This is a genomic window from Corallococcus caeni (genome assembly GCF_036245865.1).
GTDB classification, from domain to species: domain Bacteria; phylum Myxococcota; class Myxococcia; order Myxococcales; family Myxococcaceae; genus Corallococcus; species Corallococcus caeni.
Genome location: NZ_BTTW01000005.1, coordinates 478,411 through 500,266, shown reverse-complemented (window position 1 = coordinate 500,266; position 21,856 = coordinate 478,411). Strand labels below are relative to the sequence as shown.

Genomic DNA, 21,856 nt, shown 5'->3' with positions numbered 1-21,856 from the left:
TCCCTCCGGGTGCCCCGGAAAGGCCCTCTCCGACCCCTGGAACCGGGCGGGCGGGCAGCCGTGGCGAATCCCCCCTGTTTCCCTTATTGACTGAGGGAAATCCAGGGGTTACGAACACTCTCCCATCGAACGGAGCCCCCCACGCGCGGGGCCCGTCCGCACCTTCCAGAGCCCATGGCTGACGACACCACCGACACGCCGGCAACGCCCCCCGCGCCTCCTCCGTCGAGCGGCGCCGGAGAGCTCATTCCCATCAACATCGAAGACGAGATGCGCCGCTCGTATCTCGATTACTCGATGTCCGTCATCATCGGCCGCGCGCTGCCGGACGTGCGCGACGGCCTGAAGCCCGTGCACCGTCGCGTCCTCTTCGCGATGAACGACCTGGGCAACCTCCACAACCGCGCCTACAAGAAGAGCGCGCGCGTGGTGGGTGACGTCATCGGTAAGTACCACCCGCACGGCGACTCGTCGGTGTACGACGCCATGGTGCGCCTGGCCCAGGAGTGGAGCCTTCGCTACCTGCTGGTGGACGGCCAGGGCAACTTCGGCTCGGTGGACGGCGACTCGCCGGCGGCCATGCGCTACACGGAAGTGCGCATGGAGCGGCTGGCGGAGGACCTCCTGGGGGACATCGACAAGGAGACCGTCGAGTTCGGCCCCAACTACGACGACTCGCTGGAAGAGCCGCTCGTCCTGCCGGCCAAGTTCCCCAACCTCCTCGTCAACGGCAGCAGCGGCATCGCGGTGGGCATGACCACCAACATCCCGCCGCACAACATGACGGAGGTCGTGTCCGGGACGCTGCACCTCATCGACAACCCGGACTGCACCGTCCTGGACCTGATGGAGTTCATCGAGGGGCCGGACTTCCCCACCGCCGCCATCATCACCGGCCGCGAGGGCATCCGCCGCGCCTACGAGACGGGCCGCGGGTCCATGACCATCCGTGCGCGCACGGAGATTGAAACGAACAAGAAGGGCGACCGTGAGGCCATCATCGTCACGGAGATCCCCTACCAGGTGAACAAGGCCCGGCTCATCGAGAAGATCGCCGAGCTGGTGCGTGAGAAGAAGCTGGAGGGCATCAGCGACATCCGTGACGAGAGCGACCGTCAGGGCATGCGCATCGTCATCGAGCTCAAGCGCGACGCCATCTCCCAGGTGGTGCTCAACAACCTCTTCTCCATGACGCAGATGGAGACGACGTTCGGCGCGGTGATGCTCGCCATCGACGGCGGGCAGCCGCGCACGCTCAACCTGAAGGAGCTGCTGGACCGCTTCGTCGCGCACCGCCGCGACGTGGTGACGCGCCGCACTCGCTACGAGCTGCGCAAGGCGCTGGCGCGCATGCACATCGTGGAAGGCCTGCTCGTCGCGCAGGACCTCATCGACCTGGTGGTCAGCCTCATCCGCGCGTCGCGCGACCCGGACGAGGCCCGCTGGGGCCTGATGAACATCCTGTCGCCGGAGCTGTACACGCGCGAGCGCTTCCAGAACCTGGACCGCATCGACTACGCGAAGGCCAAGGCGCAGATGGAGCTGCTGGTCAGCCGCGCGCGCAACGAGGAGCCGGCCTACGGCGGCCTGGAGCACAAGTACGAGGGCGCGGGCTTCAGCGAGGACCAGGCGCAGAACATCCTGGAGATGCGCCTGCAGCGCCTCACCGGCCTGCAGCGCGAGGAGCTCTTCAAGGAGCTCATCGGGCTGGTGCGCGACATCGCGCGCCTGCGCGACATCCTGGCCAACGAGAAGAGCCTGCTCTCCGTCATCAAGGCGGAGCTGATGGAGATCCGCGAGCGCTACGGCGACAAGCGCCGCACGGAGATCACCGGCGCGGTGGATGACTTCACCAGCGAGGACCTCATCGCGGAAGAGACGATGGTGGTCACGCTGTCGCACACGGGCTACGTGAAGCGCTCGCCCCTGTCGGAGTACCGCGCGCAGAAGCGTGGCGGGCGCGGCAAGACGGGCGCGGGGACGAAGGAGGACGACTTCGTCACCAAGGTGTTCGTGGCCAGCACGCACGCGTACCTCATGCCCATCACCACCAAGGGCAAGCTGTACTCGCTGAAGGTGCACCAGATTCCGCAGGGCAGCCGCACGTCGCGCGGCAAGGCCATCGTGAACCTGGTGCAGTTCGGGGAAGGGGAGCGGCTGGCGCAGGTGCTGGTGACGCGCGACTTCCCGGAGAACCGCTACGTCTTCTTCGTCACGAAGAAGGGCGTGGTGAAGCGCACGGACCTGAGCGCGTTCGAGAGCGTCCGCGCCAGCGGCATCATCGCGCTGGGCATCGACGAGGGCGACGAGCTGGTGGGCGTGATGATCACCGACGGCACCAAGGACATCCTCCTGTCCACGGCCACGGGCATGAGCATCCGCTTCAAGGAAGAGGACGTGCGCTCCATGGGCCGTCAGGCCTACGGCGTGAAGGGCATCACGCTGGAGGACGGCGACGAGGTGGTGGGCGCGGACCTCCTGGACAAGGAGCCGGAGGAGGGCCAGACGCCCGCGGAGCAGGGCAGCGCCATCCTCACGGTGACGGAGAACGGCTACGGCAAGCGCACGCAGGGCGCCGAGTACCGGCAGCAGGGCCGTGGCGGCAAGGGCATCATCGACATCAAGACCACCGAGCGGAACGGCCGCGTGGTGGGCGTGGTGCAGGTGAAGGACAGCGACGAGGTGATGCTCGTCACCAACGGCGGCATGCTCATCCGCATGAAGGTGAAGGAGATCTCCGTCATCGGCCGCAACACGCAGGGCGTGCGCCTCATCGCGCTGGAGAACGGCGAGGAGAAGGTGATGGCCATCTCCAAGCTCCCCGAAGGCGAGGAGTCCGAGGAGGAGACGGAGGCCACGTCGCCCGTGGAGGCGGCCAGCGCCGAGGGTGCGGAGGCGGAGGCTTCCGCGCCGGAGGCTCCGGCGGATGCGTCCGGTCCGGAGGGCTCCGAGGGCTCCGCGGGCACTGAAGGCGAGCCCGGCTCGGAAGGCTGAGTCAGGGCCGTCGGTTGAAGCACGGGAGGGCCGGTGACGGGACGCGCGAGCCGCGCTTCCGGGACCGGCCCTCTTCGTTTGTCGCGGGGCTACTTCTGCGTGAGGTCCTTGGGCACCTTGAGGCCGGCGGTGTTCTCGTCGATCCAGAAGATGTTCATGACCCACCAGCGCTGGCCGTCGTTGAAGAGCTGGATGCTGTTGACGCCCTTGGCGATGAGCGGCCCGTCCTGCGTGCCGCGCGCCTCATAGGTGCTCATCACCTGCACCAGGGCGCCGAAGGCGTGCGTCTGGCGCGCGGTCTCCTTCTCGAAGAAGCCGTGCGTCGCGGTGGCCTCCTGGCCCCACGTCACGTAGTCCTCCGGGGTGATGGGGCGGGCCGCGAGCGTGGTGGCGCCCGGGGGCTTCACGAGCGGGATGAGCTGGGCGCCCGGGTAGAAGAGGGAGCGGAAGCGCTGCCAGTCGCGAGCCGTCCCCGCCGGCCCGCTGATGACGTCGTAGAGGGCCTTGAGGATGGCGTCCTGGGACTTCACGTCCTCGGGCTTCGCCTGGGGCACCTGCGCGAGCGCGGCCTGGGTGCGCTCCGCGGCGGCCTTCAGCGGGTTCGGCTTCGCCGGAGCGGCGGGGGCGGCCGGAGCGGTCGCGGCCTTGGGCGGAGACGCAGGGGCAGCGGGGGCCTGGGCGAAGGACGTGGCTCCCAGCAGGACGGCACAGGCGATGAGCAGGCGCGACATGGGGACTCCCGGGAAGTGGGCAGGAACGGCGAGCGAGCCTAATCCCACCGCGCGGAAGCGCGGCAGCCGCTTCGGAGCGCCTGCCCGAACCGGTCCGACTGTCCGACAGGTTCCGGCCGTGCCCGGCCTCGGGCCCCGGTGCTTGGCCCCGCCGGTGCCGCACCGTAGTGTGCCCGCCGTCATGGCCTTCCTCTCGCTCGATGCCCTCACCCTGAAGTTCCTCGGCGCTCCCGCCCCGGCGGTGCGGGACGTGACGCTGGCGCTGGAGCCGGGGGACGCGGTGGCGCTGATGGGCACCTCCGGCTCCGGGAAGACCGCGCTGCTGCGGCTGGTGGCGGGCCTGGAGCAGCCGACGTCCGGCACCATCACGCTTGAGGGCCGGGTGCTCGCGGGGCCGGACACGTTCGTCCCTCCGGAGCAGCGCCCCCTGCGCCGCGTCCTCCACGACGCCGAGCTCGAATCCGGCCTCACCGTGCGCGACGTGGTGATGGGCGTGCAGCCGAAGGGCGAAGGCCTGGCGCACGCGCGCGGCCTGCTGGCGCTGTTCCAAATCGAGGACCTGGAGTCGCGCACCTGCGGCACGCTCTCCCGTGGACAGCGGCAGCGGGTGCTGTTGGCCCGGGCGCTGGCCTCCGGCACGAAGCTGCTGGTGCTGGATGAGCCCTTCGCCGGAATGGACGCGGGCCTGCGCGCCACGGTCCTCGGGGAGTGGCGCCGCGTGCTCAAGGCGCGAGGCACCGCCGTGCTCTTCGCCACGCACGACGTGGGGGACGCGCTGGCCTTCGCGGACCGGCTGGTGCTGCTACGCGCGGGCACGGTGGAACAGCAGGGCACCCCCGAGTCCGTCTACGAAGCGCCGCGCACCGCCTTCGCCGCGTACTTCCTGGGCGGCACCAACCTGCTGCCCGGCTCCGCCTTCGGCCGCGTCGCGCGCACGGCCCTGGGCAACCTGCCGCTGAGCAGCGATGCGCGCGGCGAGGTGATGCTCTCCCTGCGCCCGGAGGCGCTGCGGCTCGTCCCCGACACGGACGGCGTCGCGGTGGGCGGCGCGCTGCGAGCGGAGGTGCTGGAGCGCGCCTTCCGGGGCGCGCACGTGGACCTCACCGTGTCCTGCGCGGGCATGGCGCTGGTGGTGCGCACGGCCACCGCGTCCCCCTTGCGCGAGGGCAGCCGCGCCCGCCTGGAGGTCTCAGGCCGCGCGGACGTGCTGGAGGAGACACCCGGGCAGGCCCGCTAGCACCCCGGGCGTGCAAGCGCCGGGCCGGGGTGATGCAATCACCCGCGTCCGCCATGCGTAGGGAGGGGTATGAACATCGCAGGCCTTCGAGGAATGGGGACCCGCTTCTTCCACTACGTTCGCGACCCCCGGGTGGCGACGTGGCGCAAGCTGGCCGGGCTGCTGGCCGTCCTGTACTTCGTGTCGCCCGTGGACGTGATTCCGGACTTCATCCCGGTGGTGGGCTGGCTGGACGACCTGGGCGTGCTGTCCGCCGCGGCGTTCTTCATGGTGCGCGAGGTCCAGCGCTGGCGTCCCGCCACGCTCTCCGGCGAGCCGGAGCTCGACGGCCTCCCGCGTGACGAGGAGGGCCGCACGCGCGTGCCCTCGCTGCGCCGGCACTCCTAGCCGCTGCTCTCGCGGCGGTTCTCGAAGTGCACGAAGTCGATGAGGAACGTGGCGGCCACGACCAGCGTGCGGACATGCGGGTCGTGCAGGCCATTGAACCGGACGCCGAAGTTGTCGGCGTCCGTGAACATCTCCTTGCCGAACCCGCTCCACTTCTTCGCGATGGTGCCCACCTCGCGGCCCTGCTGCTCCACGTTGAACGTCCACGGCCGGAAGAACGGCCCGCTCAGGTGGGCCAGTTCCTCGTCGCGGGGCCCGAGCACGTCGTAGGCGCGGCTGAAGAAGCGGAAGCGCTGCTGGATGGCGCCCAGGTGCCGCCCCTCGCCGTCCTCCACCTCCATCCGTGACAGCCAGAAGCGCCACGGGCGGCGCAGCCGCAGCAGCGTCTCCCCGCTCGCGGACTTGAGCTCCATCGTGAAGGGCCGCTTCGCCTTGAGGAAGCTGCGCAGGATGAACAGCCCCACGCCGCTGCCCACCTCGCCCGCGAAGAAGAGCGGGCCTCCGTCATTGCCCACCACCTCGTAGCGGTTGCGGCCCTCGAAGCCGGTGAGGATTTCGCCCCACTCCTTCACCTGCCGCACGCGCAGCGCGTGCTCATCACGCAAGAGGGTCAGGGCCTGGGGCTCGACGGGCATGGACGGCTCCGGAAGCGGGGGAACGAAGCGGGCAGCTTAGGGCTAGAACTGGCCCAGCACCGCCAGCCCCAGCCCACCGTGGCGTCCCAGCGTCGCCGGGATGACGGAGACGGCCGGCGCGTCATCCGGCCCGTCGAAGTCGCGCGTGAGGAAGGTCGCGGTCCCCAGGCCGGCCACCACGCCCACGGCGGTGCCCACCAGGAGGGCGTCCCCGTGGTCGTCGTTGAACGCCAGGAACAGCGCGCTCAGCCCCACCAGGCCGCCCAGGAGGCCGCCCGCGTCGATGAGCAGCACCCGGCCCCGGGAGATGTCCAGGTTGCGCGACACCAGCGCGAAGGTAATCAGGCCCGCGCCCACCACGCCCTGCTCGATGCCGAAGAACGCGCGCGTGTCGTTGTTGTCCTGCGTGCCCATGATGAGCGCCGCCACCACGCCGGACCACAGGCCGCCGGAGTTCGCCAGCGACACCTGCCCGGCGGTGGGCCGCGCCAGCTCCGCCACCAGGATGCCCAGCCCCGTGAAGCCCAGCGCCCCCGCCATCACCGCTCCCGTGGAGGCATCGCCGTCCAGGTCGAACGAGCCAATCGACGCAAGGCCATACCCGAAGCCCCACACCGTGCCGGAGTTGATGGCCGCCGCCTGCCCCTGCGTCAGCCCGCTCCGCGTGGTGAGCAGGGAAAGCGCCGCCCCCGCGCCGCCGCCCAGGAGCGACACCGCCACGTACGCGCGCGTGTCCTGGCAGTTGGAGATGGCGCACAGCAGGATGCCCTGGGTGATGCCGTGCATCGTCTGCACGATGGTCAGCGACGCCCGCGCCCCCTTCGACGGTCCTTCCTTCGACGGTCCCTCCTCCGACGACACCACCGGCCGCGCCAGCGTGTCCTGCGCCAGCCGCGCGCCGGGGTCCAGCCGCGTCCGCGCCAGCCGCGCCAGCTCCGGCGCGTACGGATGGCGGGGGCACACCCGCAGCACCCGCTCCAGCAACTCCAGCGCCCGGGCGTCCTCGCCGCGCACCAGCGCATCGAAGCCCGCCGCGTAGTCGGACTCGGCGGCGCAGGCTTCGTCACTCGCCACGAGCGGCGGCGCGGATACGGCGTCCGGAGGCGCGACGGCAGGGGAGGGCGCGGAGGAGACAGGGGCCGCGGCCCCCGGGGATGCCGCGCCTCCCTGGGGAGGAGGACCGGGCTGCGCGGCGACGAGGACGGCCAGGATGAAGGGCGCGAGGTGCATGCGGGCGCAACCCTAGTCGACCCCCGTGAAAAGTCGGGAGACCCGGGACCCCGGTCCTCCCGAAGAGGAGGCACGGAGCCCGGGTGACGCCACGCGGCGGCCTACCGCGTCGCCAGCGTCTCCACGTGCTGCCGGAGCGCGGCCGTGTCTCCCATCCGCCCGTCCAGGCCCGGGAGGGGCTTCGCGGCCTGCTCGATGCGGCCCCGGGTGCGCGGGCCCGCCGCCACCAGCCACGCGACGCCCAGCGCCAGCTCCGCCACGTCCGGCGCCTGGGTGAGCTGCGCGGCCAGCGCGAGCAGCGCGTCCACCGCCTTCTTCACCTGCGCGCCGTGCAGCGGATGGCTGCTGGTGATGCCCTCGCGCAGGAGCACCAGCAGCACCCGCGCGGTGGCACGCGCCTGACGCACCGGCTCCGGCCCTTCACCCGCGCCGGCCCACAGGCCGTTCGCGAGCTGCTGGCCCAAGAGGCTGCCCACGTCCTCGGTGGGGATGGAGGCCTCCGCCACGGACGGCAGCGAGACCTCCTCCTGCTCGTAGAACACCTCCGCCTTGTCCTGCTGCGGGCGCGGCGCGGCCTGGGAGGAGGGCCGCCCCTCCAGCTCGGGGGCAGTGAGCAGCTTCGACGAGGCGGACATCAGCCGGTCGAAGAGGCCGCCCTTCGCCTTCTTCGCGGACTCCTGCTCCCTGCGCTCCTTGGGCGCGGCACCGGGCCCCATGGCCCCGGCACCATCCGCGGACCCCGCCTGGAAGGAAGAGCCGGTGGTGGGCTCCGCCTCCAGAGCGCGCGCGGGCGCGGCCATGGCCGGAGCCGGCGGGGGCGGGGGCACCGCGCCGCCCCGGGAGCGGCCGACCGCTCCGGGCATCGCCCCGGGGGCAGGCACCGGCTTCGAGGCCATCCGCTTCATCGCGGGCGCCTTCGCCGGCGCGAGCCCACCCTCCACCTCATCGTCGGCCACGTCCCCCGGGGCCGGGTTGAACATGCTCCAGCCCGCGGGCGCGTTCACCGGCACCACGCGCGTCTCCGGCGTGCCCGACGCGCGACGGTCGCCCTGGCGCTCCTCCACCACCACGAAGGACGTGTACTGCGTGGCCAGCTGGTGCTCGACGGCCAGCCGCACGATGCGCTCCTTCATCGCCTCCGCGCGCCGGCCCATCAGCCCCGCGTCCATCCAGCCCCGGATGCGCTCGGCGGCCCACAACTTCTCCACCACCGGCCGGTCCGACAGCGAGGGCAGGTCCAGCCGCACCGTGAGGGAGAAGGGCTCCCGGCCCGACCTCCCCTTCAGCGTCACGCTGCCCGTGCCCGCCTGCGCATAGCGCCCGAAGAGCGTCCACGGCGTGCCGTCCACCAGCGGTGGCAGTGTGGCCGGAGCCAGCTCGCTGGCCTCCACGCCGTCGAAGCGCACCTCCAGGTCGGTGACCCGCGGCGCGAGCGCCCGCGAGAACTGCGCCACCACCTTCTCGTCGATGCGCTCCCCCGGGTGGATGAACTCCACCGCGCCGTCCGTGCGTCGAGCCAGGTCGCGCAACAGCGCGTCGCTCACGTTGGTGCCGATGCCGAAAGAGAACACCCGCCCCGACCCGCGCGACGCGAGCACCGCGTTGAGGATCTCGTTCTCGTTGCCCACCTGGCCATCCGTCAGCAGCACCACCACGCCGTCCGGCGCGGCCTTCATCGCTGCGACCATCGGCTCCAGCAGCTCCGTGCCGCCGTAGGCTTTGAGTCCCGCGACCCACGCATCCGCCTGCTCCAGCGTGCGCTGGGTGAACGGCACCGGCTGCGCGGAGAAGGAGCGGAACGCGTTCTCGAACGCGATGACGTTGAAGCGGTCGCCTTCGCGCAGGTGCCGCAGGCACAGCCGGAGCGCGGCCTGCGCCTGGGGCAGGCTTTCCCCGGCCATGGAGCCGGACGTGTCCACCACGAACACCACCTCCTGCCGGGGCGGCGCCGCCGCCAGGTTCAGCAGGTCCGGCACCACCGTGAGCGCGAACGTGCCCGGCCCCTCCGCCTTGCGGTGCGCGACCACGGGCGTGAGCATCACGTCCGGGTTGGCGTTGCGCATGGTGAGCACCACGTCCCGGTTCAGCTCCACCTCGTCGCCCGCGAGGTTCCGCAGGAGCGAATCGCGCTGGAGGTTCACCCGCGTGCGCGTGCCCTCCTTCGTGACGGTGAGCCGGTGGGACGGGCTCTCCACCACCACGTCACGGCCCACGTCGATGAGCAGGTCCATGCGCAGCCCGTAGTCCGCGCCCGGGCCCTGGGGCGGGGAGATGCGGTCCGCGTCCGGCACCCGCGTCGTCGGGGCCGCGCTGCCATGGCCCGTGCGGTCGCCGTGCACCGGGCCGGGGATGTACCGGGGCGCCACCAGCGTGGGCAGCATCCAGCGCACGCTGCCCTCCTCGGAGGTGAGCGTCTGGAGGAACTCCACTTCCACCAGCGTCTCCTCGCCCGGCAGCAGGTTGCCCACCTGCGCGGTGAAGACGTTGGCGCGCTCCTGGTCCAGCAGCGCCGCGCCGTGCCCTTCGGTGATGGCGTCGTCGTAGGCGCGGAAGGCCGCCTCGCGCTCCTTCACCACGCCGGCCACGCGGCGGCCCGCGCACGTCATGGAGAAGGCGCTGAGCGTCGCGTCCGAGGGCAGGGGGAAGGTGTAGACGGCCTCCACCGGCTTCTTCTCGTCGTTGCGGTAGCGCTGCGCCACGCGCACCCGCGCGTGTCCCCCGAGCAGCTCACCGGTGACCTCCACCCCCTGCAGGGGCACCTGGGCCCCCTCACGCGTGAACAGCCCACACTTCGCCTGCTCGTTCATGACGGCGTTCCTTCCTGGGACTCTTCGATGAGGGCGCGCACCCGCTCCGCCAGCGCCCGGACCTTTGCTTCCGCCTGCTCCGACACGTGCAATTCCAACCCCGGCGCCAGGAGCCAGCGCTGGTAACGCGCCACCTCCACCGTCGGGTCTTTTCCCGGACGCCTGGGGGGCGGAAGCCGGGGGGCTTCTTCCGGCAACGTCCCCGGCCCCACCGGCGTCTCCGCCAGCCGGCGCAGCTCCTCCAGCGACAGCCGCGCCAGCTCCGCCTGGATGGCGTCCAGGGGCAGGAACCTCGCCTGGAGCACCCGGATGGCCTTGAGCCGCACCCGGTGCTCCTCCCCGTAGACCGTGTCCGGCCCCTTGAAGGGCGGTGCGGGCAGGAGGCCCCGCTGGACGTAATAGCGGACCGTGCGAGGCGAGACGCCCACCTCCTCCGCCAGCGCGGTCAGCTTCCACTCCGTCTGTGTCTTGGGCGTGCTCACGAACCTGACAGTAGGTTGTGACAGTTCAAGTGTCAAGACGTCGGTGGCGATTCGTCAGCGGTGGTGTCGCGATGCCGGAGGTGGCGGCCGGGCGGGCGGTGGGACAGAAGGGGGCATGAACGGCGTCGTGGACGGCCTGGACCCCTCCTCCATCCAGCTCATCGGCACGGCGGTGACGCCCGCGGTGATGGTGTCCGGGTGCGGCATCCTGGCCACGGGCCTGGACAACCAAATCTCCCGAATCACCGCGCGCATGCGGGACATGGTCCGGGAATGGCGCACGCTGCCGGAGGGCCACGCGCGCCGCTCGCTCCTGCGCGAGGAGGTGGCCATCCTGGACCGCCGCCACGCCATCCTCGCGCGGGCCATTGGCTTCACCTACGCGGCGCTCCTGTCCTTCGTGGTGACGTCGCTGCTGTACCTGCTGCGCCGCAGCGTGGCGGTGCCGGAGGGGTTGCCGGTGATGTCCTTCTCCCTGGGCGTGGGGCTGCTGGGCTCCACGGCGGTGCTGGCCCTGGCGTCGCTGCGCTTGAGCCGCCGCGCCATCACGCTGGAGCACGAGGAGCTCTTCCGGGACGGGCAGCCGGGCGGCCCACCGAAGGCCTGAATTTGTTCCGCAGCGCACGCGAAGGTGCTAGCGGGTGCCTCCGAGACGCGAGGGTCTGGTACGTCCCGGCTCGCGCGCCTGGTATCGCGCTGGATTCCGCAGCCTCTCTGGCTCAACCCTCACCGTGGAGCACGTGAACATGGCAAACGCCAAGGTCTTCTTCGACATGTCGATTGGTGGCCAGCCCGCCGGTCGTATCGTGATGGAGCTGTTCTCCGACGACGTTCCCAAGACCGCCGAGAACTTCCGCGCCCTGTGCACGGGTGAGAAGGGCACCGGCAAGAGCGGCAAGCCGCTGCACTACAAGGGGACGCCCTTCCACCGCGTCATCCCGGGGTTCATGTGCCAGGGCGGCGACATCACGCTCGGCAACGGCTACGGCGGTGAGTCCATCTACGGTGAGAAGTTCGCGGACGAGAACTTCAAGCACAAGCACACCGCTCCGGGCTTCCTCTCCATGGCGAACGCGGGCCCCAACAGCAACGGCTCGCAGTTCTTCCTCACCACCGTCCCCACCTCGTGGCTCGACGGCAAGCACGTCGTCTTCGGCAAGGTCGTCGAGGGCATGGACGTGGTGAAGAAGATCGAAGGCGTGGGCAGCCAGTCCGGCGCGACGCGCCAGCCCGTGAAGATCGAGGACAGCGGCCAGCTGTAATCCCGCCGTCGCCGCGTCTCACCTGGAAGGTCCATCCGTGCCTCGCGCCCGGGTGGACCTTCGTCGTTTCAGGACAGGCCGTGGGACGCGTCCTCGTCCTCGTCCTCCTCCCGGGCCTGCTCCGGAGGGAGGGGCCGCGCGGTCACGGCGCCGAACGCGCGCAGGAGCTCCAGGGGAATGGGCAGGATGGTGTGGTTGCCGCCGCCGGTGATCTCCACCAGCGTCTGCAGGTAGCGCAGCTGGAGCGTGGCGGGGTTGCGGCTGAGCACGTCCGCGGCCTGGGCCAGCTTCTCCGCGGCCTGGTGTTCGCCTTCCGCGGCGATGATCTTCGCGCGGCGCTCGCGTTCGGCCTCGGCCTGCCGCGCGATGGCCCGCTGCATCTCCAGCGGCAGGTCGATGTGCTTCACCTCCACGTTGGAGACCTTGATGCCCCACGGGCCGGTGCGTGCGTCGAGCACCTGCTGCAACTCGTGGTTGATGCGCTCGCGCTGGGACAAGAGGTCGTCCAGCTCCACCTGGCCCAGGATGGCGCGCAGGGTCGTCTGCGCGATCTGGCTGGTGGCGTAGAGGTAGTCCTCCACCTGGAGCACGGCCTTGTCCGCCTGCATGACGCGGAAGTAGACGACGGCGCTGACCTTCACGCTGACGTTGTCCTTGGTGATGACGTCCTGCGGAGGCACGTCGCGCGCGACGGTGCGCAGGTCGATGATCACCATGCGTTCAATGAAGGGGATGAGCCAGCGGAAGCCCGCGCGCTTGAGGCCCACGTAGCGGCCCAGCCGGAACACGACGCCGTTCTGGTACTCGGTGACGATGCGCACACCGGAGAGGAAGAGGAGGAACAGCACGCCCAGGGGGATGAGCCATCCCAGGGCTCCGAACAGCTCGTTCATGGCATCGACTCCGCGACGGTGAGGGTGAGCCCCTCCACGGCGCGCACCACGACCTGCGCGCCCTCGCGGATGGGGGTGAAGGAGACGGCGCGCCAGCGCTCGCCGTGGACGAACACCTCGCCGCCGGAGGGCGTGACGGGGACCAGCGCCGTGCCCGCCTCGCCCACGAGCCCCACGTCACCGCCCCGCTGCGGCAGCTTGCGGGTCTGGGCGCTGCGATACGCGAGGAAGGCCGCGGACCCCGCGAACAGGAGCGCCGTCGGCAGCATCACGCCCCACGACAGGCGGAAGGACGGCTCCACGAACCAGCCCGGTTCGAAGCGGTCCACCAGGAACACGCCACCCAGTATCAACAGGCCCGTGCCCGCTGCCCCCAGCAGGCCGCTGGTGACGAACAGCTCCGCGATGATGAGCCCCACGCCCACCAGCATCAACACCAGCGCGCCCGAGCGCACCGGCAGCGTCGCCGAAGCCATCAACGCCAGCACCAGCGCCACGCCGCCAATGAGCCCCGGCGCCACCGCGCCCGGATGGGACACCTCCGCCACCAGGCCCAGCACCGCGACGAGGAACAGCAGGTAGATGATGGAGGGCTGCGCGAGCGCATGCACCACCTGCTGTGACAGCCCCGGCTCCAGGGACACCACGTGGGCATCGCGGGTGGTGAGCGTCACGGTGTCACCCCCGGCGACCTCCACGCTGCGGCCCTCCACGGCGTCGAGGAACGCGGCCTCGGTGGGCGCGACGAGCTCCACCACGCGAAGCTCCACGGCGCGGTCCGCGGGAACGCTGGCGCTGTCGCGCACGGCGGCCGCGGCCCACTCCGGATTGCGGCCCCGCTGCCGTGCGATGCCCTCCGCGAAGGCGACCGTGTCGTTCTCCACCTTCCGGGCCAGCTGCTCGCCGCCGCGCTCCTCCACGTCCTCGCCCCCCGGCCCCACGGGGTGCGCCGCGCCGATGTTCGTCCCCGGCGCCATGGCGCTCACGTTCGAGGCCAGCGAGATGAACACGCCCGCGCTGCCGGCACGCGCGCCGGAAGGCCCCACCCACACGAGCACGGGGACGCGCGAGCCCAGGAACGCTCGCACCACGGCGCGGGTGGCCTCCAGCGAGCCGCCCGGCGTGTCCAACCGGACGAGCAGCGCCGTGGCCCCACCGTCCTCCGCGCGCTTCACGCAGTCCGCGAGGTACGCGCCCGACCCGGTGTCCACCACGCCCTCCAGCTCGCAGCGCGCGACGAGGGACGGCGGCGCGGAAGCCGCCGGAGCGACGAGGCCCGCGAAGAGGAGCGCCAGGAGCCAGCCCCACAGAACGTGACGGCGCCAGCCCCTCCTGTCGACGTGCTCCCGCATGTCCGCCCCCGGTGCGCGCACCGTGCGCACACGCACTCGGACAACGATGTGCATGGGGCCGCTGGACGACCGGCGCGTGAAGCCAGGGGGCCTGGAGGGCATGCGGGCAGGAGGGGCCCGGCGTCCTGCTTGTGCATCCGATGTTGGACGTTGCAGGGGATGCGCGTTGCCGGAGGAGGACGCACCTCCCTAGGGTCGGCCTCTCGATATTCTCCCAGGAGGTTTCATGCGCCGTGCCGTGCTGCTCATCGCTGCTCTGGGTCTGACCGCTGCTGGAGCGGTGGCTTGCAAGACCACCCAGCCCGCCGGGACCGAGGACCAGATGCCCATCCAGGGCCCGGACACGGCCCGGGAGACCATCCAGAACGTACCCAACGAACCGGCGGGCCCCGCGGGTCCCGTCAATGCGCCGGACGTGGATGGCGGCATCCCCCAGGGTGGCGGATAGTCTTCCGCCCCATGACGGCAGAGACCACGGTCTACAAGGCGGAGCGCGTGTGGACTCTCGATGCGGAGCGTCCGCGCGCGGAGGCGTTGGCGGTACGTGACGGGCGGCTGCTCGCGGTGGGGACGCTCGCGGAGGCACGCGCCGCCGCGGGCTCCACCGCGCGCGAGGTGGACCTGGGCCGGGCCACGGTGGTGCCCGGTCTGGTGGACGCGCACGCGCACCTGCACGGTCTGGGGAAGAGCCTGACCACCGTGCGCCTGGAGAAGGCGCCCTCGGTGCAGGACGTCGTCCGGCGTCTGGGGCAGGCGCCCGCGTCGAGCTTCCAGGGGGACTGGTTGCTCGGCAAGGGGTGGGACCAGAACGAGTGGCCCGGCGCCGCGTTCCCGGGCCGCGCGGAGCTGGACGCGCGCTTCCCCACGACGCCGGTGTACCTCATGCGGGTGGATCATCACGCGGCCTGGGTGAACGGCGAGGCCCTGCGCAGAGCGGGCATCACGCGGGACACGCCGGATCCACGAGGAGGCCGCATCCTCCGCGACGCGAGGGGCGAACCCACCGGCGTCCTCGTGGACAACGCGATGGACGTGGTGGAGGCCGCCATCCCCGCGCCCACGCGCGAGCAGCTGGAGACCCGGCTGCGAGCCGCGCTGGAGCGCTGCGCGCAGGTCGGGCTCACGGGCGTGCACGACGCGGGCATGGACCTCCAGGCCTTCCGCACGTTGCAGGCGTGGGACGCGGCGGGGACGCTGCCCCTGCGCGTGTACGCGATGGCGGCGGGGCAGGGTGAGCAGCGCCACACCTATCTGGAGCAGGGCCCCTGGCAGGGGCGGCACCTGGCGATGCGCTCGGTGAAGTTCCTGGCGGACGGAGCGCTGGGCAGCCGGGGCGCGGCGCTGCACGACGACTACAGCGACGAGCCCGGCCAGCGCGGCCTGTTGCTCCTCGCGCCGGAAGAACTCGAGGCCCGCGCGCAGGCCTTCATGGCCCGGGGCTTCCAGGTGTGCATCCACGCCATTGGAGACCGTGCCAATACATTGGTCGTGGACGTCCTCCTTCGAGGCGCGGAGCGGACGGGCACGCAGGCCCTGCGCCACCGCGTGGAGCACGCGCAGATCCTCCGGCTGGAGGACATCCGGAGGCTGGGCGCGGCGGGGCTGGTGGCCAGCGTGCAGCCCACGCACGCCACCAGTGACATGCCCTGGGCGGAGACGCGGCTGGGGCGCGAGCGGCTCAAGGGCGCCTACGCCTGGCGCACGTTGAAGGACGCGGGCGCGCACCTGGCGCTGGGCAGCGACTTCCCCATCGAGAACCCGGACGTGCTCGCGGGGCTCTACGCGGCGCGCACGCGGCAGGACGCGAAGGGCTGGCCGGAAGGTGGCTGGTATCCGGAGGAGCGCCTGAGCGCGGCGGAAGCGCTGGAGGGCTTCACGGCGGGGCCCGCGTGGGCGTCCTTCGAGGAGGCGCGGCGCGGAAGGCTGAAGCCCGGCCTGGACGCGGACTTCGTCGCGCTGTCCGAGGATCCGCTGGAGGGGCCCGCGGTCGCGCTGGTGGACGCGCGAGTGCTGGCCACGGTGGTGGCGGGCGCGGAGGTGTTCCGGGCGGCGGGCTGAACGGCTGACTCACCCGCCGAAGATGTGCGAGCGCGCGGCCTCGGCGATGGCGACGACGGCGGGGTGGCGCAGGCGGCGCTCCACGGTGATGGCGTAGAAGCACTGCTCGATTTCGTCGGTGTGCCCGATGGCGGTGACGTTGAACTGCCGTTGCACCTCGGCGTCGATGATGGAGGGCATGGCGAAGATGCCGTGCCCCTTCTGTCCGAAGGCCTGGAGCAGCGCGCTGTCGTCGAAGTCACCCGCGATGAGCGGCCGGATGCCGAGCCGCTCGAACCACAGGTCCAGCGAGCGGCGCACCGAGGACTCCTCCGACGGCAGCAGCATGGGCGCGCCGTCCAGCGAGCGCGGGAAGTCCTTGCGCAGGTGCGCGAGCGGCTGGGCGGCGAAGAACGTCACGCCGCACTTGCCCAGCAGGTGGTTGAAGGACCGGACGCTGACGGGCTCGGAGCCGGGTGCGTCCGCGAGCACCACGTCCAACTCATGCAACGCCAGCTGTGCAAGCAATTGGGGCAGGGGGCTCTCGCGGCAGATGATGCGCAGCGAGGGGCCGGCCTCCAGCGCGGGCTTGAGCAGCTGCTCGGCGACGAGCTTGGGGATGACGTCGAGCACGCCCACGTTGAGGCGCAGCTGCTGGCCGGTGGGCAGGCCGGAGACGACGTTCTTCAGCTCGTTGCCCAGGCGGAAGATCTCATCCGCGTAGCGCATGACGGTGCGGCCCACGTCGGAGAGCACGAGCTTGCGGCCCTTGCGCTCGAAGAGCTGGTGGCCCAGCGACTCCTCCAGCAGCTTGATTTGAGCGCTGATGGTGGGCTGGGCGAGGTGCAGCTCTTCGCTCGCCTTGGCGATGCTGCCCGCCCGCGCAACCGTCCAGAAATACAGGAGATGGTGGTAGTTGAGCCACGCCATGACTTAGGTTTAACCGAAGGGTTTCATCCAAACTAGCTCATTTTTTTAAGAGTCGCGGCCGCTTATCTCTACCTCCGTCACCGCGCGATGGGTGTGCGGGGGACTGATTGGGGAGGTTGCGTTCATGGAAGCCATCTACGAGGAGCGCGAGTCCACGGTGGAGCTTGTCGGGGCCGAGGTGGACTCGGCCGAAGTGGAGATGCGGGTGCGGGGGCACCTGGAGCTGGTCCGCCGGCTGGCCTGGAAGTACCGCTGGACGGGTCTGTCGTTGGAGGAGCTGATGTCGGAGGGCAACGTCGGCCTGGTGGAGGCGGCGCGCCGGTTCGAGGAGCGGGGTGTGCCGTTCGGCGCCTACGCCCAGCAGTGGATCCGCGCGCGCATCCGGGCGTACGTGTCCCGCACCTGGAGTGTGGCGGGCGGCCGCGCGCCGTGGATCGTCTTCCAGCTGAGGCGCGAGCGCGCGCGGCTGGAGGCCCGCTGGGGCGAGGGCCATCCGGAAGTGACGAAGCGGCTGGCCGAGGCGCTGGGCAAGCGGGAGGAGGAGGTGGCGCGGGGGGCGGACGCCCTGGCGAAGGACGTGTCGTTGAACGCGCCCCTGGGGTGGGAGGGGGACGTGACGCGGCTGGACATGCTGGAGTCGGAGGAGGACTCGGCGGAGGAGCTGGCGGACCGGGGCGCCTGGGCGGAGAAGCTGCACCAGAGCGTGGCGGAGGCCTGGCCGGAGCTGGACGCCCGGGAGCGGGCGCTGGTGAAGGAGCGGATGCTGGCGGAGGACGGGGTGAGCGCGGAGCTGCTGGCGAAGCGCTTCGGGGTGACGGCGGTGCGCATCCGGCAGATCGAGCAGGGGCTGCGCCAGAAGCTGCGCCAGCGTCTGACGGCGGGGTGCACGGCCTGGGACAGCGAGTCGCCCCGGCTGGCGGCCTGAGTGTCGGGCGAGGGGGAGGGTTGGCGGAAAGAGGTTGACGGCGCGGGCAAGTGACCGTAAATCGGCGCTGCCGCTCGCGGTGCGCGGTACGCCCAAGTAGCTCAGTCGGTAGAGCAGGGGACTGAAAATCCCCGTGTCGGTGGTTCGATTCCGCCCTTGGGCACACCAGTACGAAGAATCTGAAGGGCGTCGGACTCCGGTCCGGCGCCCTTCTGTTTTTCGCGTGCTCCCAGGCCAGCGCCGCGGAACAGGTGCTGGCTCCGGTGCACACCGAAGCTGGGCCCGAAGTGCCGCACGGCCTGCTCATCGCCGCCATCGAGTGATGACAGACACTCTTTGAGACTGGCCGGGATGCTCGCCGGTCCCTTCCCATTCACCCCCATATGTCTGGTCTCCCGCTGCGGGCTGGGTGGGCCGGCCGCACCCGATGTGCGAGCATCGTGATGCATCCTTTGACGTGGCCGGTAGGCGTTGCCCCGCCCGTGCATCGGGTTCGGAGGTTCCTCGCAAATGGAGTTCTTTCAGACCACCGAGGCCACGACCGGGGAAGCACGGGTCTTCAACGCCCTCCGAGAGGCGTTCCGCCAGGACGAGGGACTCTGCTTCCTGCGGTATCCCTTCTTCGAGACCCGAGGGCGCTTTCGCCACGAGCCCGACATTCTCATGCTTCATCGGGACCTGGGACTGCTCATCATCGAGGTCAAGGACCTGCAGGCTCGCCACGTGTCCCGCATGGAAGGGCACACCTGGCACATGGCTGATTGGCACAAGGGCATCGAGGAGCCATATGCCCAAGCGGAAGCGCAGATGTGGTCGGCGCTCAAGCGCTTCAACAGCGTGCCTCTGCTGCATGATCGCCTGAAGCATCATGCGCTGGTGGCCCTTCCCAACGTCCCCCGTGCCGAGTGGGCCGCGAAGGGATTCACCTTGCTGCCGTGCAATCCGGCCATCCTTCACAAAGACGAACTGGGCCCCGTCACCCTGCGCCGGCGACTTGGCGATTTCGCCGGAACGGCAGGTCGCTCACGTCTGACGAATGAGGAGTGGCAGAAGGCGCGTGCAGTCCTGGGGTTTGGCACGGTCATCGAGCAGATCCAGAAGAGGGGAGGATTCGCTGGCACCGCCGCCCGTGTTGCCGCCAGCGAGACGAGGATTGCCGCCCTTGATCTGGAGCAGGTGAGTATTGGAGTGGAGATTCCACCGGGTCCGCAGCGGATCCGAGGCATCGCGGGCTCCGGTAAGACGATGCTCCTGGCCATCAAGGCGGCACGGATGCATCTCGCGCATCCGGATTGGGATATTGCATTCACTTTCAATACAAAGAGCCTTTATCAGGTCATCCAAAGCTACATCACGGAGCTGTGCCGGTATCTGGGCGATTCGGAGCCGAACTGGCGGAAGCTGCGGGTCATGCATGCCTGGGGCGGCAGGACGACGGGCCCCGGCCTCTACTACGTCACAGCGCAGGCCATGGGGCGCAAGGCGCGTATCCCCAACGATTTTGTGCGCTCTACCGTCGCAGAGAAGCTGGCTGTCGCGTGCCGCGAGCTCCTGGAACCGGGGAGGGTCCCCGAGCTCTTCGATGCGGTGCTCGTCGACGAAGGCCAGGATCTGTTGTCAGACTTTTATCGACTGGCGTACGCAGTTCTAAAGGCTCCCAAGCGCCTGATCTGGGCCTATGATGAGGCTCAGAGCCTGGACCACCTCACCATTCCAACGTCGGAGAACCTCTTCGGCCGCGGCCCCGACGGGAAGTTGCTCGTGGATGTCGCCGGCCAATACCCGGGAGGCATCTACAAGAGCCACATCATGCGGAGGTGCTATCGCACGCCACGCCAGATCCTGCTGGCAGCCCATGCGGTCGGAATGGGCCTCCTGCGGCCGGAGGGCCCGGTTCAGGCGATCACCACGAAGAGTGGCTGGCAGGACATCGGCTACTCAGTCGAGACAGGCGGATTCGCGAGTCCCGGTGCCGAAGTCGTGCTGGTGCGCTCGATGGCGAATTCGGGCCATCCGCTGGATTCCTTGCCGATGCCTCGCCGACCCCTCCTGAGATCTCAGGGCTTCGCGGATCGCGAGGCGGAATTCGAGGCCTGCGCACGTTGCGTCCAAGAGCAGGTGCGGACCGGAGTCCGAGCCGAACAGATCATGGTCGTCCATCTGGGCTTCAAGGACGAACTCCAACGCCTCGCCGGAAGGCTGAGTGAGGCGGGCGTCGTCGTTCATTCCACGGAGGAAAACCCCAGAGAGTTTCGCCGCGCAGGTGCGGTCACCGTGACCGGGGTCCATCGAGCCAAGGGCAACGAGTCTCGCGTCGTTTTCGTCACAGGGCTTGATTGTGTCGAGCGAGTCGAAGGCGAGGTCGTGAACCGGAATCACCTGTTCGTCGCGCTGACCCGCTCACGACAGGAGTGCATCGTCTCGGGCGTCAGTACGAGATCACGCCGCCTTCTGCACGAACTGGAAACACTGCACCGGATGGGAGACCGGATCGTGTTCCTGGCCCCTGACCCCAAGCGGCTCAAGCGGAGCCTGGAGGATGAGCCGAGCCCGGGAGTTCCTTCGGATCCGCCACGGCCCCAGGAGTCCCCTGTTCGTGCCAGCGTTGCTGATGACGAGCGCTTCAGGACTCACTTGCCGCTCTACGATGTCCGGGCCGCGGCGGGACCCTGGGGGGCTGGACGTGTCGTTGAACAGGAAGTGGATGGCTGGGTCGATGCCACGGCGATCGGCGCGCTCTCCACGGACATGTTCGCCGTAAGGGTCGCCGGAAAATCGATGGAACCCCAGATTGCTGATGGTTCCATCGCCGTGTTCCGACACCTGCGCGACTCCGTACCCGAGGGCAAGATCGTCCTCGTCCAGCAGTTGCAGGCGGACCACGAGAGTGTCGCGGTGGTGGTGAAGCGCCTGGCGCGCTCGGTCAGCGGCTACCGGCTGGAGTCCTTGAATCCGCTCTACTCCCCGTTGGCCTTCGACCCGTTCTCCGAGAAGGAGCCCGTCCGTCTGCTGGGTGTGTACCTTGGCGTTGTGCCACCTGCCAGGAGCTAGCCTCGATGCAAACTTGAGGAACCGCCGCGTTTCGGCCATGTCGGGGCGCGGTACATTTCCGCCTACTTCGCGGTGCCAATGCGTGATGCGAACAGGCCGAACTTCTGGCTGTGACGCTCGCGCCGGCACCAGTCCTCGATGATGTTCAGGTCCACTTCCTTGCTCCGCGCATGGAAGACAGCAAGGGCCTGCTCCAGGCCGCTGAAGTCGTTCCAGAAGAGAAAGGACGCGAGTCGGTCCCGGCAGGAGTCGGTCGGCGACAGGACGTACAGCACCTCGTCGTCACGACGCGCGGTGCTCCAGCTCTTGATCAAGTCATCCCCTACCGCCAGGGGGCCATTCGGAAACTCCAGAAGGAAGTGCGAGCGTGGGTGACGGTAGAAGTCTCCCTTCCTGATGAAGCCGAGCGCAGTCAACGCCGCTTCGCCTCCCGTTCCCTTCAGGGTGGTCACGAAGTCGAGGTCTCCTGATTGGTACGCTTCCGGCGCGTAGTAGGTCGCCGCGCTTCCGCCCGTGAGCACTGCGTGGAAGCCTTTGCGCTCCAGTGCCGTGCACACGGCGAATGCAATATCCGTGAGCGACGAAGTGGGCCCGATCACAGGAGCCCCGGCTTGCCAGCTCGGCGAGGACGACGCCGTCGCGCGGCGAGCTTGCTCTGGAGCGCCGTGTCGCTCTCGCCAAGTTTCCAAAGCAGCGCGCTGAGCTCCGCGTGCGCGAAGTACCGAGGATTCAGGGAGACCATCCGCGTTCGCCCCATCAGCCGGCTGGCGATGACGGCTTCCCGTTCGAGTGACGTCAGGATGGATTGGACGGTGTAGAGGCGTACGCCAAGCAGCGCAGCCAACTCACTGGGATAGGTTCCTTCGAGCAGGCGGATGGCCATGAGCACCGCCGTCCTGGTCG

At 70.0% G+C, this 21,856-nt stretch carries 19 protein-coding genes and 1 tRNA gene; 10 read left to right on the top strand and 10 right to left on the bottom strand.

The window, feature by feature from the left end:
• Window positions 1-174 precede the first annotated feature (174 nt).
• Window positions 175-2,994, top strand: a complete 2,820-nt coding sequence (gene gyrA, locus AABA78_RS23345) for a DNA gyrase subunit A (RefSeq protein WP_338265905.1) — start codon at window positions 175-177, stop codon at window positions 2,992-2,994.
• A gap of 89 nt (window positions 2,995-3,083) precedes the next feature.
• Here the strand turns inward: gyrA and AABA78_RS23340 are convergent, their stop codons facing one another.
• A complete protein-coding gene (locus AABA78_RS23340; protein ID WP_338265902.1) occupies window positions 3,084-3,725 on the bottom strand; it encodes a nuclear transport factor 2 family protein in 642 nt (213 codons plus the stop codon).
• 181 nt (window positions 3,726-3,906) lie between these two features.
• Here AABA78_RS23340 and AABA78_RS23335 point away from each other — a divergent pair, with 181 nt between their 5' ends.
• Entirely contained in the window at window positions 3,907-4,962 is a 1,056-nt protein-coding gene (locus AABA78_RS23335) for an ABC transporter ATP-binding protein (RefSeq protein ID WP_338265899.1), read from the top strand.
• Window positions 4,963-5,031: 69 nt separating this feature from the next.
• Window positions 5,032-5,349 carry a YkvA family protein gene (locus AABA78_RS23330; RefSeq protein WP_338265897.1) on the top strand — a complete coding sequence of 106 codons (318 nt, stop codon included), beginning with the start codon at window positions 5,032-5,034 and terminating at the stop codon, window positions 5,347-5,349.
• Here AABA78_RS23330 and AABA78_RS23325 read toward each other — a convergent pair.
• From AABA78_RS23325 to AABA78_RS23310, 4 genes are all read right to left on the bottom strand, one after another.
• Window positions 5,346-5,984 (bottom strand): LURP-one-related family protein, encoded by a 639-nt coding sequence (locus AABA78_RS23325; protein WP_338265895.1) that lies wholly within the window; start codon window positions 5,982-5,984, stop codon window positions 5,346-5,348. The two genes, AABA78_RS23330 and AABA78_RS23325, sit on opposite strands and share 4 nt — an antisense overlap.
• Before the next feature lie 42 nt (window positions 5,985-6,026).
• A complete protein-coding gene (locus tag AABA78_RS23320; protein ID WP_338265893.1) occupies window positions 6,027-7,214 on the bottom strand; it encodes a hypothetical protein in 1,188 nt (395 codons plus the stop codon).
• Window positions 7,215-7,315: 101 nt separating this feature from the next.
• A complete protein-coding gene (locus AABA78_RS23315; RefSeq protein WP_338265890.1) occupies window positions 7,316-10,021 on the bottom strand; it encodes a VIT domain-containing protein in 2,706 nt (901 codons plus the stop codon).
• Window positions 10,018-10,503, bottom strand: coding sequence for a helix-turn-helix domain-containing protein (locus AABA78_RS23310; RefSeq protein WP_338265888.1), 486 nt, complete (start codon window positions 10,501-10,503; stop codon window positions 10,018-10,020). Before AABA78_RS23310 ends, AABA78_RS23315 begins: the two co-directional genes overlap by 4 nt.
• Before the next feature lie 115 nt (window positions 10,504-10,618).
• On the opposite strand from AABA78_RS23310, the gene AABA78_RS23305 reads away from it, so the two are divergent.
• A complete protein-coding gene (locus AABA78_RS23305) occupies window positions 10,619-11,110 on the top strand; it encodes a DUF2721 domain-containing protein (protein WP_338265885.1) in 492 nt (163 codons plus the stop codon).
• 139 nt (window positions 11,111-11,249) lie between these two features.
• The gene (locus AABA78_RS23300) at window positions 11,250-11,765 is read left to right on the top strand and encodes a peptidylprolyl isomerase (protein WP_171421443.1); all 516 of its coding nucleotides are present in this window, start codon (window positions 11,250-11,252) and stop codon (window positions 11,763-11,765) included.
• 68 nt (window positions 11,766-11,833) lie between these two features.
• Here the strand turns inward: AABA78_RS23300 and AABA78_RS23295 are convergent, their stop codons facing one another.
• Together AABA78_RS23295 and AABA78_RS23290 are read right to left on the bottom strand one after the other, a co-directional pair.
• On the bottom strand, window positions 11,834-12,658 hold the full coding sequence (locus tag AABA78_RS23295) for a slipin family protein (protein ID WP_338265882.1): 825 nt from the start codon (window positions 12,656-12,658) through the stop codon (window positions 11,834-11,836).
• Window positions 12,655-14,010, bottom strand: coding sequence for an NfeD family protein (locus AABA78_RS23290; protein ID WP_338266238.1), 1,356 nt, complete (start codon window positions 14,008-14,010; stop codon window positions 12,655-12,657). The genes AABA78_RS23295 and AABA78_RS23290 overlap by 4 nt, the downstream gene beginning before the upstream one ends.
• Window positions 14,011-14,236: 226 nt before the next feature.
• On the opposite strand from AABA78_RS23290, the gene AABA78_RS23285 reads away from it, so the two are divergent.
• Window positions 14,237-14,458, top strand: coding sequence for a hypothetical protein (locus AABA78_RS23285; protein WP_338265880.1), 222 nt, complete (start codon window positions 14,237-14,239; stop codon window positions 14,456-14,458).
• Window positions 14,459-14,469: 11 nt separating this feature from the next.
• The gene (locus tag AABA78_RS23280; RefSeq protein WP_338265878.1) at window positions 14,470-16,068 is read left to right on the top strand and encodes an amidohydrolase; all 1,599 of its coding nucleotides are present in this window, start codon (window positions 14,470-14,472) and stop codon (window positions 16,066-16,068) included.
• 9 nt (window positions 16,069-16,077) lie between these two features.
• Here the strand turns inward: AABA78_RS23280 and nhaR are convergent, their stop codons facing one another.
• Entirely contained in the window at window positions 16,078-16,977 is a 900-nt protein-coding gene (nhaR, locus tag AABA78_RS23275; RefSeq protein ID WP_120551277.1) for a transcriptional activator NhaR, read from the bottom strand.
• Between the two features lie 124 nt (window positions 16,978-17,101).
• On the opposite strand from nhaR, the gene AABA78_RS23270 reads away from it, so the two are divergent.
• The 3 genes from AABA78_RS23270 (at window position 17,102) to AABA78_RS23260 (ending at window position 20,953) form a co-directional block, all read left to right on the top strand.
• Window positions 17,102-17,902: a sigma-70 family RNA polymerase sigma factor gene (locus tag AABA78_RS23270; RefSeq protein ID WP_338265873.1), complete on the top strand. Its 801-nt coding sequence runs from the start codon at window positions 17,102-17,104 to the stop codon at window positions 17,900-17,902.
• A 90-nt stretch (window positions 17,903-17,992) separates the two neighbouring features.
• Window positions 17,993-18,065 (top strand) — tRNA-Phe (locus AABA78_RS23265).
• A gap of 347 nt (window positions 18,066-18,412) precedes the next feature.
• On the top strand, window positions 18,413-20,953 hold the full coding sequence (locus AABA78_RS23260; protein ID WP_338265872.1) for a S24 family peptidase: 2,541 nt from the start codon (window positions 18,413-18,415) through the stop codon (window positions 20,951-20,953).
• A 62-nt stretch (window positions 20,954-21,015) separates the two neighbouring features.
• Here AABA78_RS23260 and AABA78_RS23255 read toward each other — a convergent pair whose 3' ends face one another.
• Window positions 21,016-21,510 carry a hypothetical protein gene (locus AABA78_RS23255; RefSeq protein WP_338265869.1) on the bottom strand — a complete coding sequence of 165 codons (495 nt, stop codon included), beginning with the start codon at window positions 21,508-21,510 and terminating at the stop codon, window positions 21,016-21,018.
• Window positions 21,511-21,548: 38 nt separating this feature from the next.
• Window positions 21,549-21,836 (bottom strand): hypothetical protein, encoded by a 288-nt coding sequence (locus tag AABA78_RS23250; RefSeq protein WP_338265867.1) that lies wholly within the window; start codon window positions 21,834-21,836, stop codon window positions 21,549-21,551.
• Between the last annotated feature and the right edge of the window lie 20 nt (window positions 21,837-21,856).

What these genes read in the sequence shown, in the direction of transcription:
- AABA78_RS23315 (WP_338265890.1), bottom strand. Translation starts at nt 10,021, where the DNA reads ATGAACGAGCAGGCGAAGTGTGGGCTGTTCACGCGTGAGGGGGCCCAG.
- AABA78_RS23280 (WP_338265878.1), top strand. Translation starts at nt 14,470, where the DNA reads ATGACGGCAGAGACCACGGTCTACAAGGCGGAGCGCGTGTGGACTCTC.
- AABA78_RS23330 (WP_338265897.1), top strand. Translation starts at nt 5,032, where the DNA reads ATGAACATCGCAGGCCTTCGAGGAATGGGGACCCGCTTCTTCCACTAC.
- AABA78_RS23340 (WP_338265902.1), bottom strand. Translation starts at nt 3,725, where the DNA reads ATGTCGCGCCTGCTCATCGCCTGTGCCGTCCTGCTGGGAGCCACGTCC.
- AABA78_RS23335 (WP_338265899.1), top strand. Translation starts at nt 3,907, where the DNA reads ATGGCCTTCCTCTCGCTCGATGCCCTCACCCTGAAGTTCCTCGGCGCT.
- AABA78_RS23305 (WP_338265885.1), top strand. Translation starts at nt 10,619, where the DNA reads ATGAACGGCGTCGTGGACGGCCTGGACCCCTCCTCCATCCAGCTCATC.
- AABA78_RS23325 (WP_338265895.1), bottom strand. Translation starts at nt 5,984, where the DNA reads ATGCCCGTCGAGCCCCAGGCCCTGACCCTCTTGCGTGATGAGCACGCG.
- AABA78_RS23270 (WP_338265873.1), top strand. Translation starts at nt 17,102, where the DNA reads ATGGAAGCCATCTACGAGGAGCGCGAGTCCACGGTGGAGCTTGTCGGG.
- AABA78_RS23260 (WP_338265872.1), top strand. Translation starts at nt 18,413, where the DNA reads ATGGAGTTCTTTCAGACCACCGAGGCCACGACCGGGGAAGCACGGGTC.
- AABA78_RS23250 (WP_338265867.1), bottom strand. Translation starts at nt 21,836, where the DNA reads ATGGCCATCCGCCTGCTCGAAGGAACCTATCCCAGTGAGTTGGCTGCG.
- AABA78_RS23300 (WP_171421443.1), top strand. Translation starts at nt 11,250, where the DNA reads ATGGCAAACGCCAAGGTCTTCTTCGACATGTCGATTGGTGGCCAGCCC.
- AABA78_RS23320 (WP_338265893.1), bottom strand. Translation starts at nt 7,214, where the DNA reads ATGCACCTCGCGCCCTTCATCCTGGCCGTCCTCGTCGCCGCGCAGCCC.
- AABA78_RS23285 (WP_338265880.1), top strand. Translation starts at nt 14,237, where the DNA reads ATGCGCCGTGCCGTGCTGCTCATCGCTGCTCTGGGTCTGACCGCTGCT.
- AABA78_RS23295 (WP_338265882.1), bottom strand. Translation starts at nt 12,658, where the DNA reads ATGAACGAGCTGTTCGGAGCCCTGGGATGGCTCATCCCCCTGGGCGTG.
- nhaR (WP_120551277.1), bottom strand. Translation starts at nt 16,977, where the DNA reads ATGGCGTGGCTCAACTACCACCATCTCCTGTATTTCTGGACGGTTGCG.
- gyrA (WP_338265905.1), top strand. Translation starts at nt 175, where the DNA reads ATGGCTGACGACACCACCGACACGCCGGCAACGCCCCCCGCGCCTCCT.
- AABA78_RS23290 (WP_338266238.1), bottom strand. Translation starts at nt 14,010, where the DNA reads ATGCGGGAGCACGTCGACAGGAGGGGCTGGCGCCGTCACGTTCTGTGG.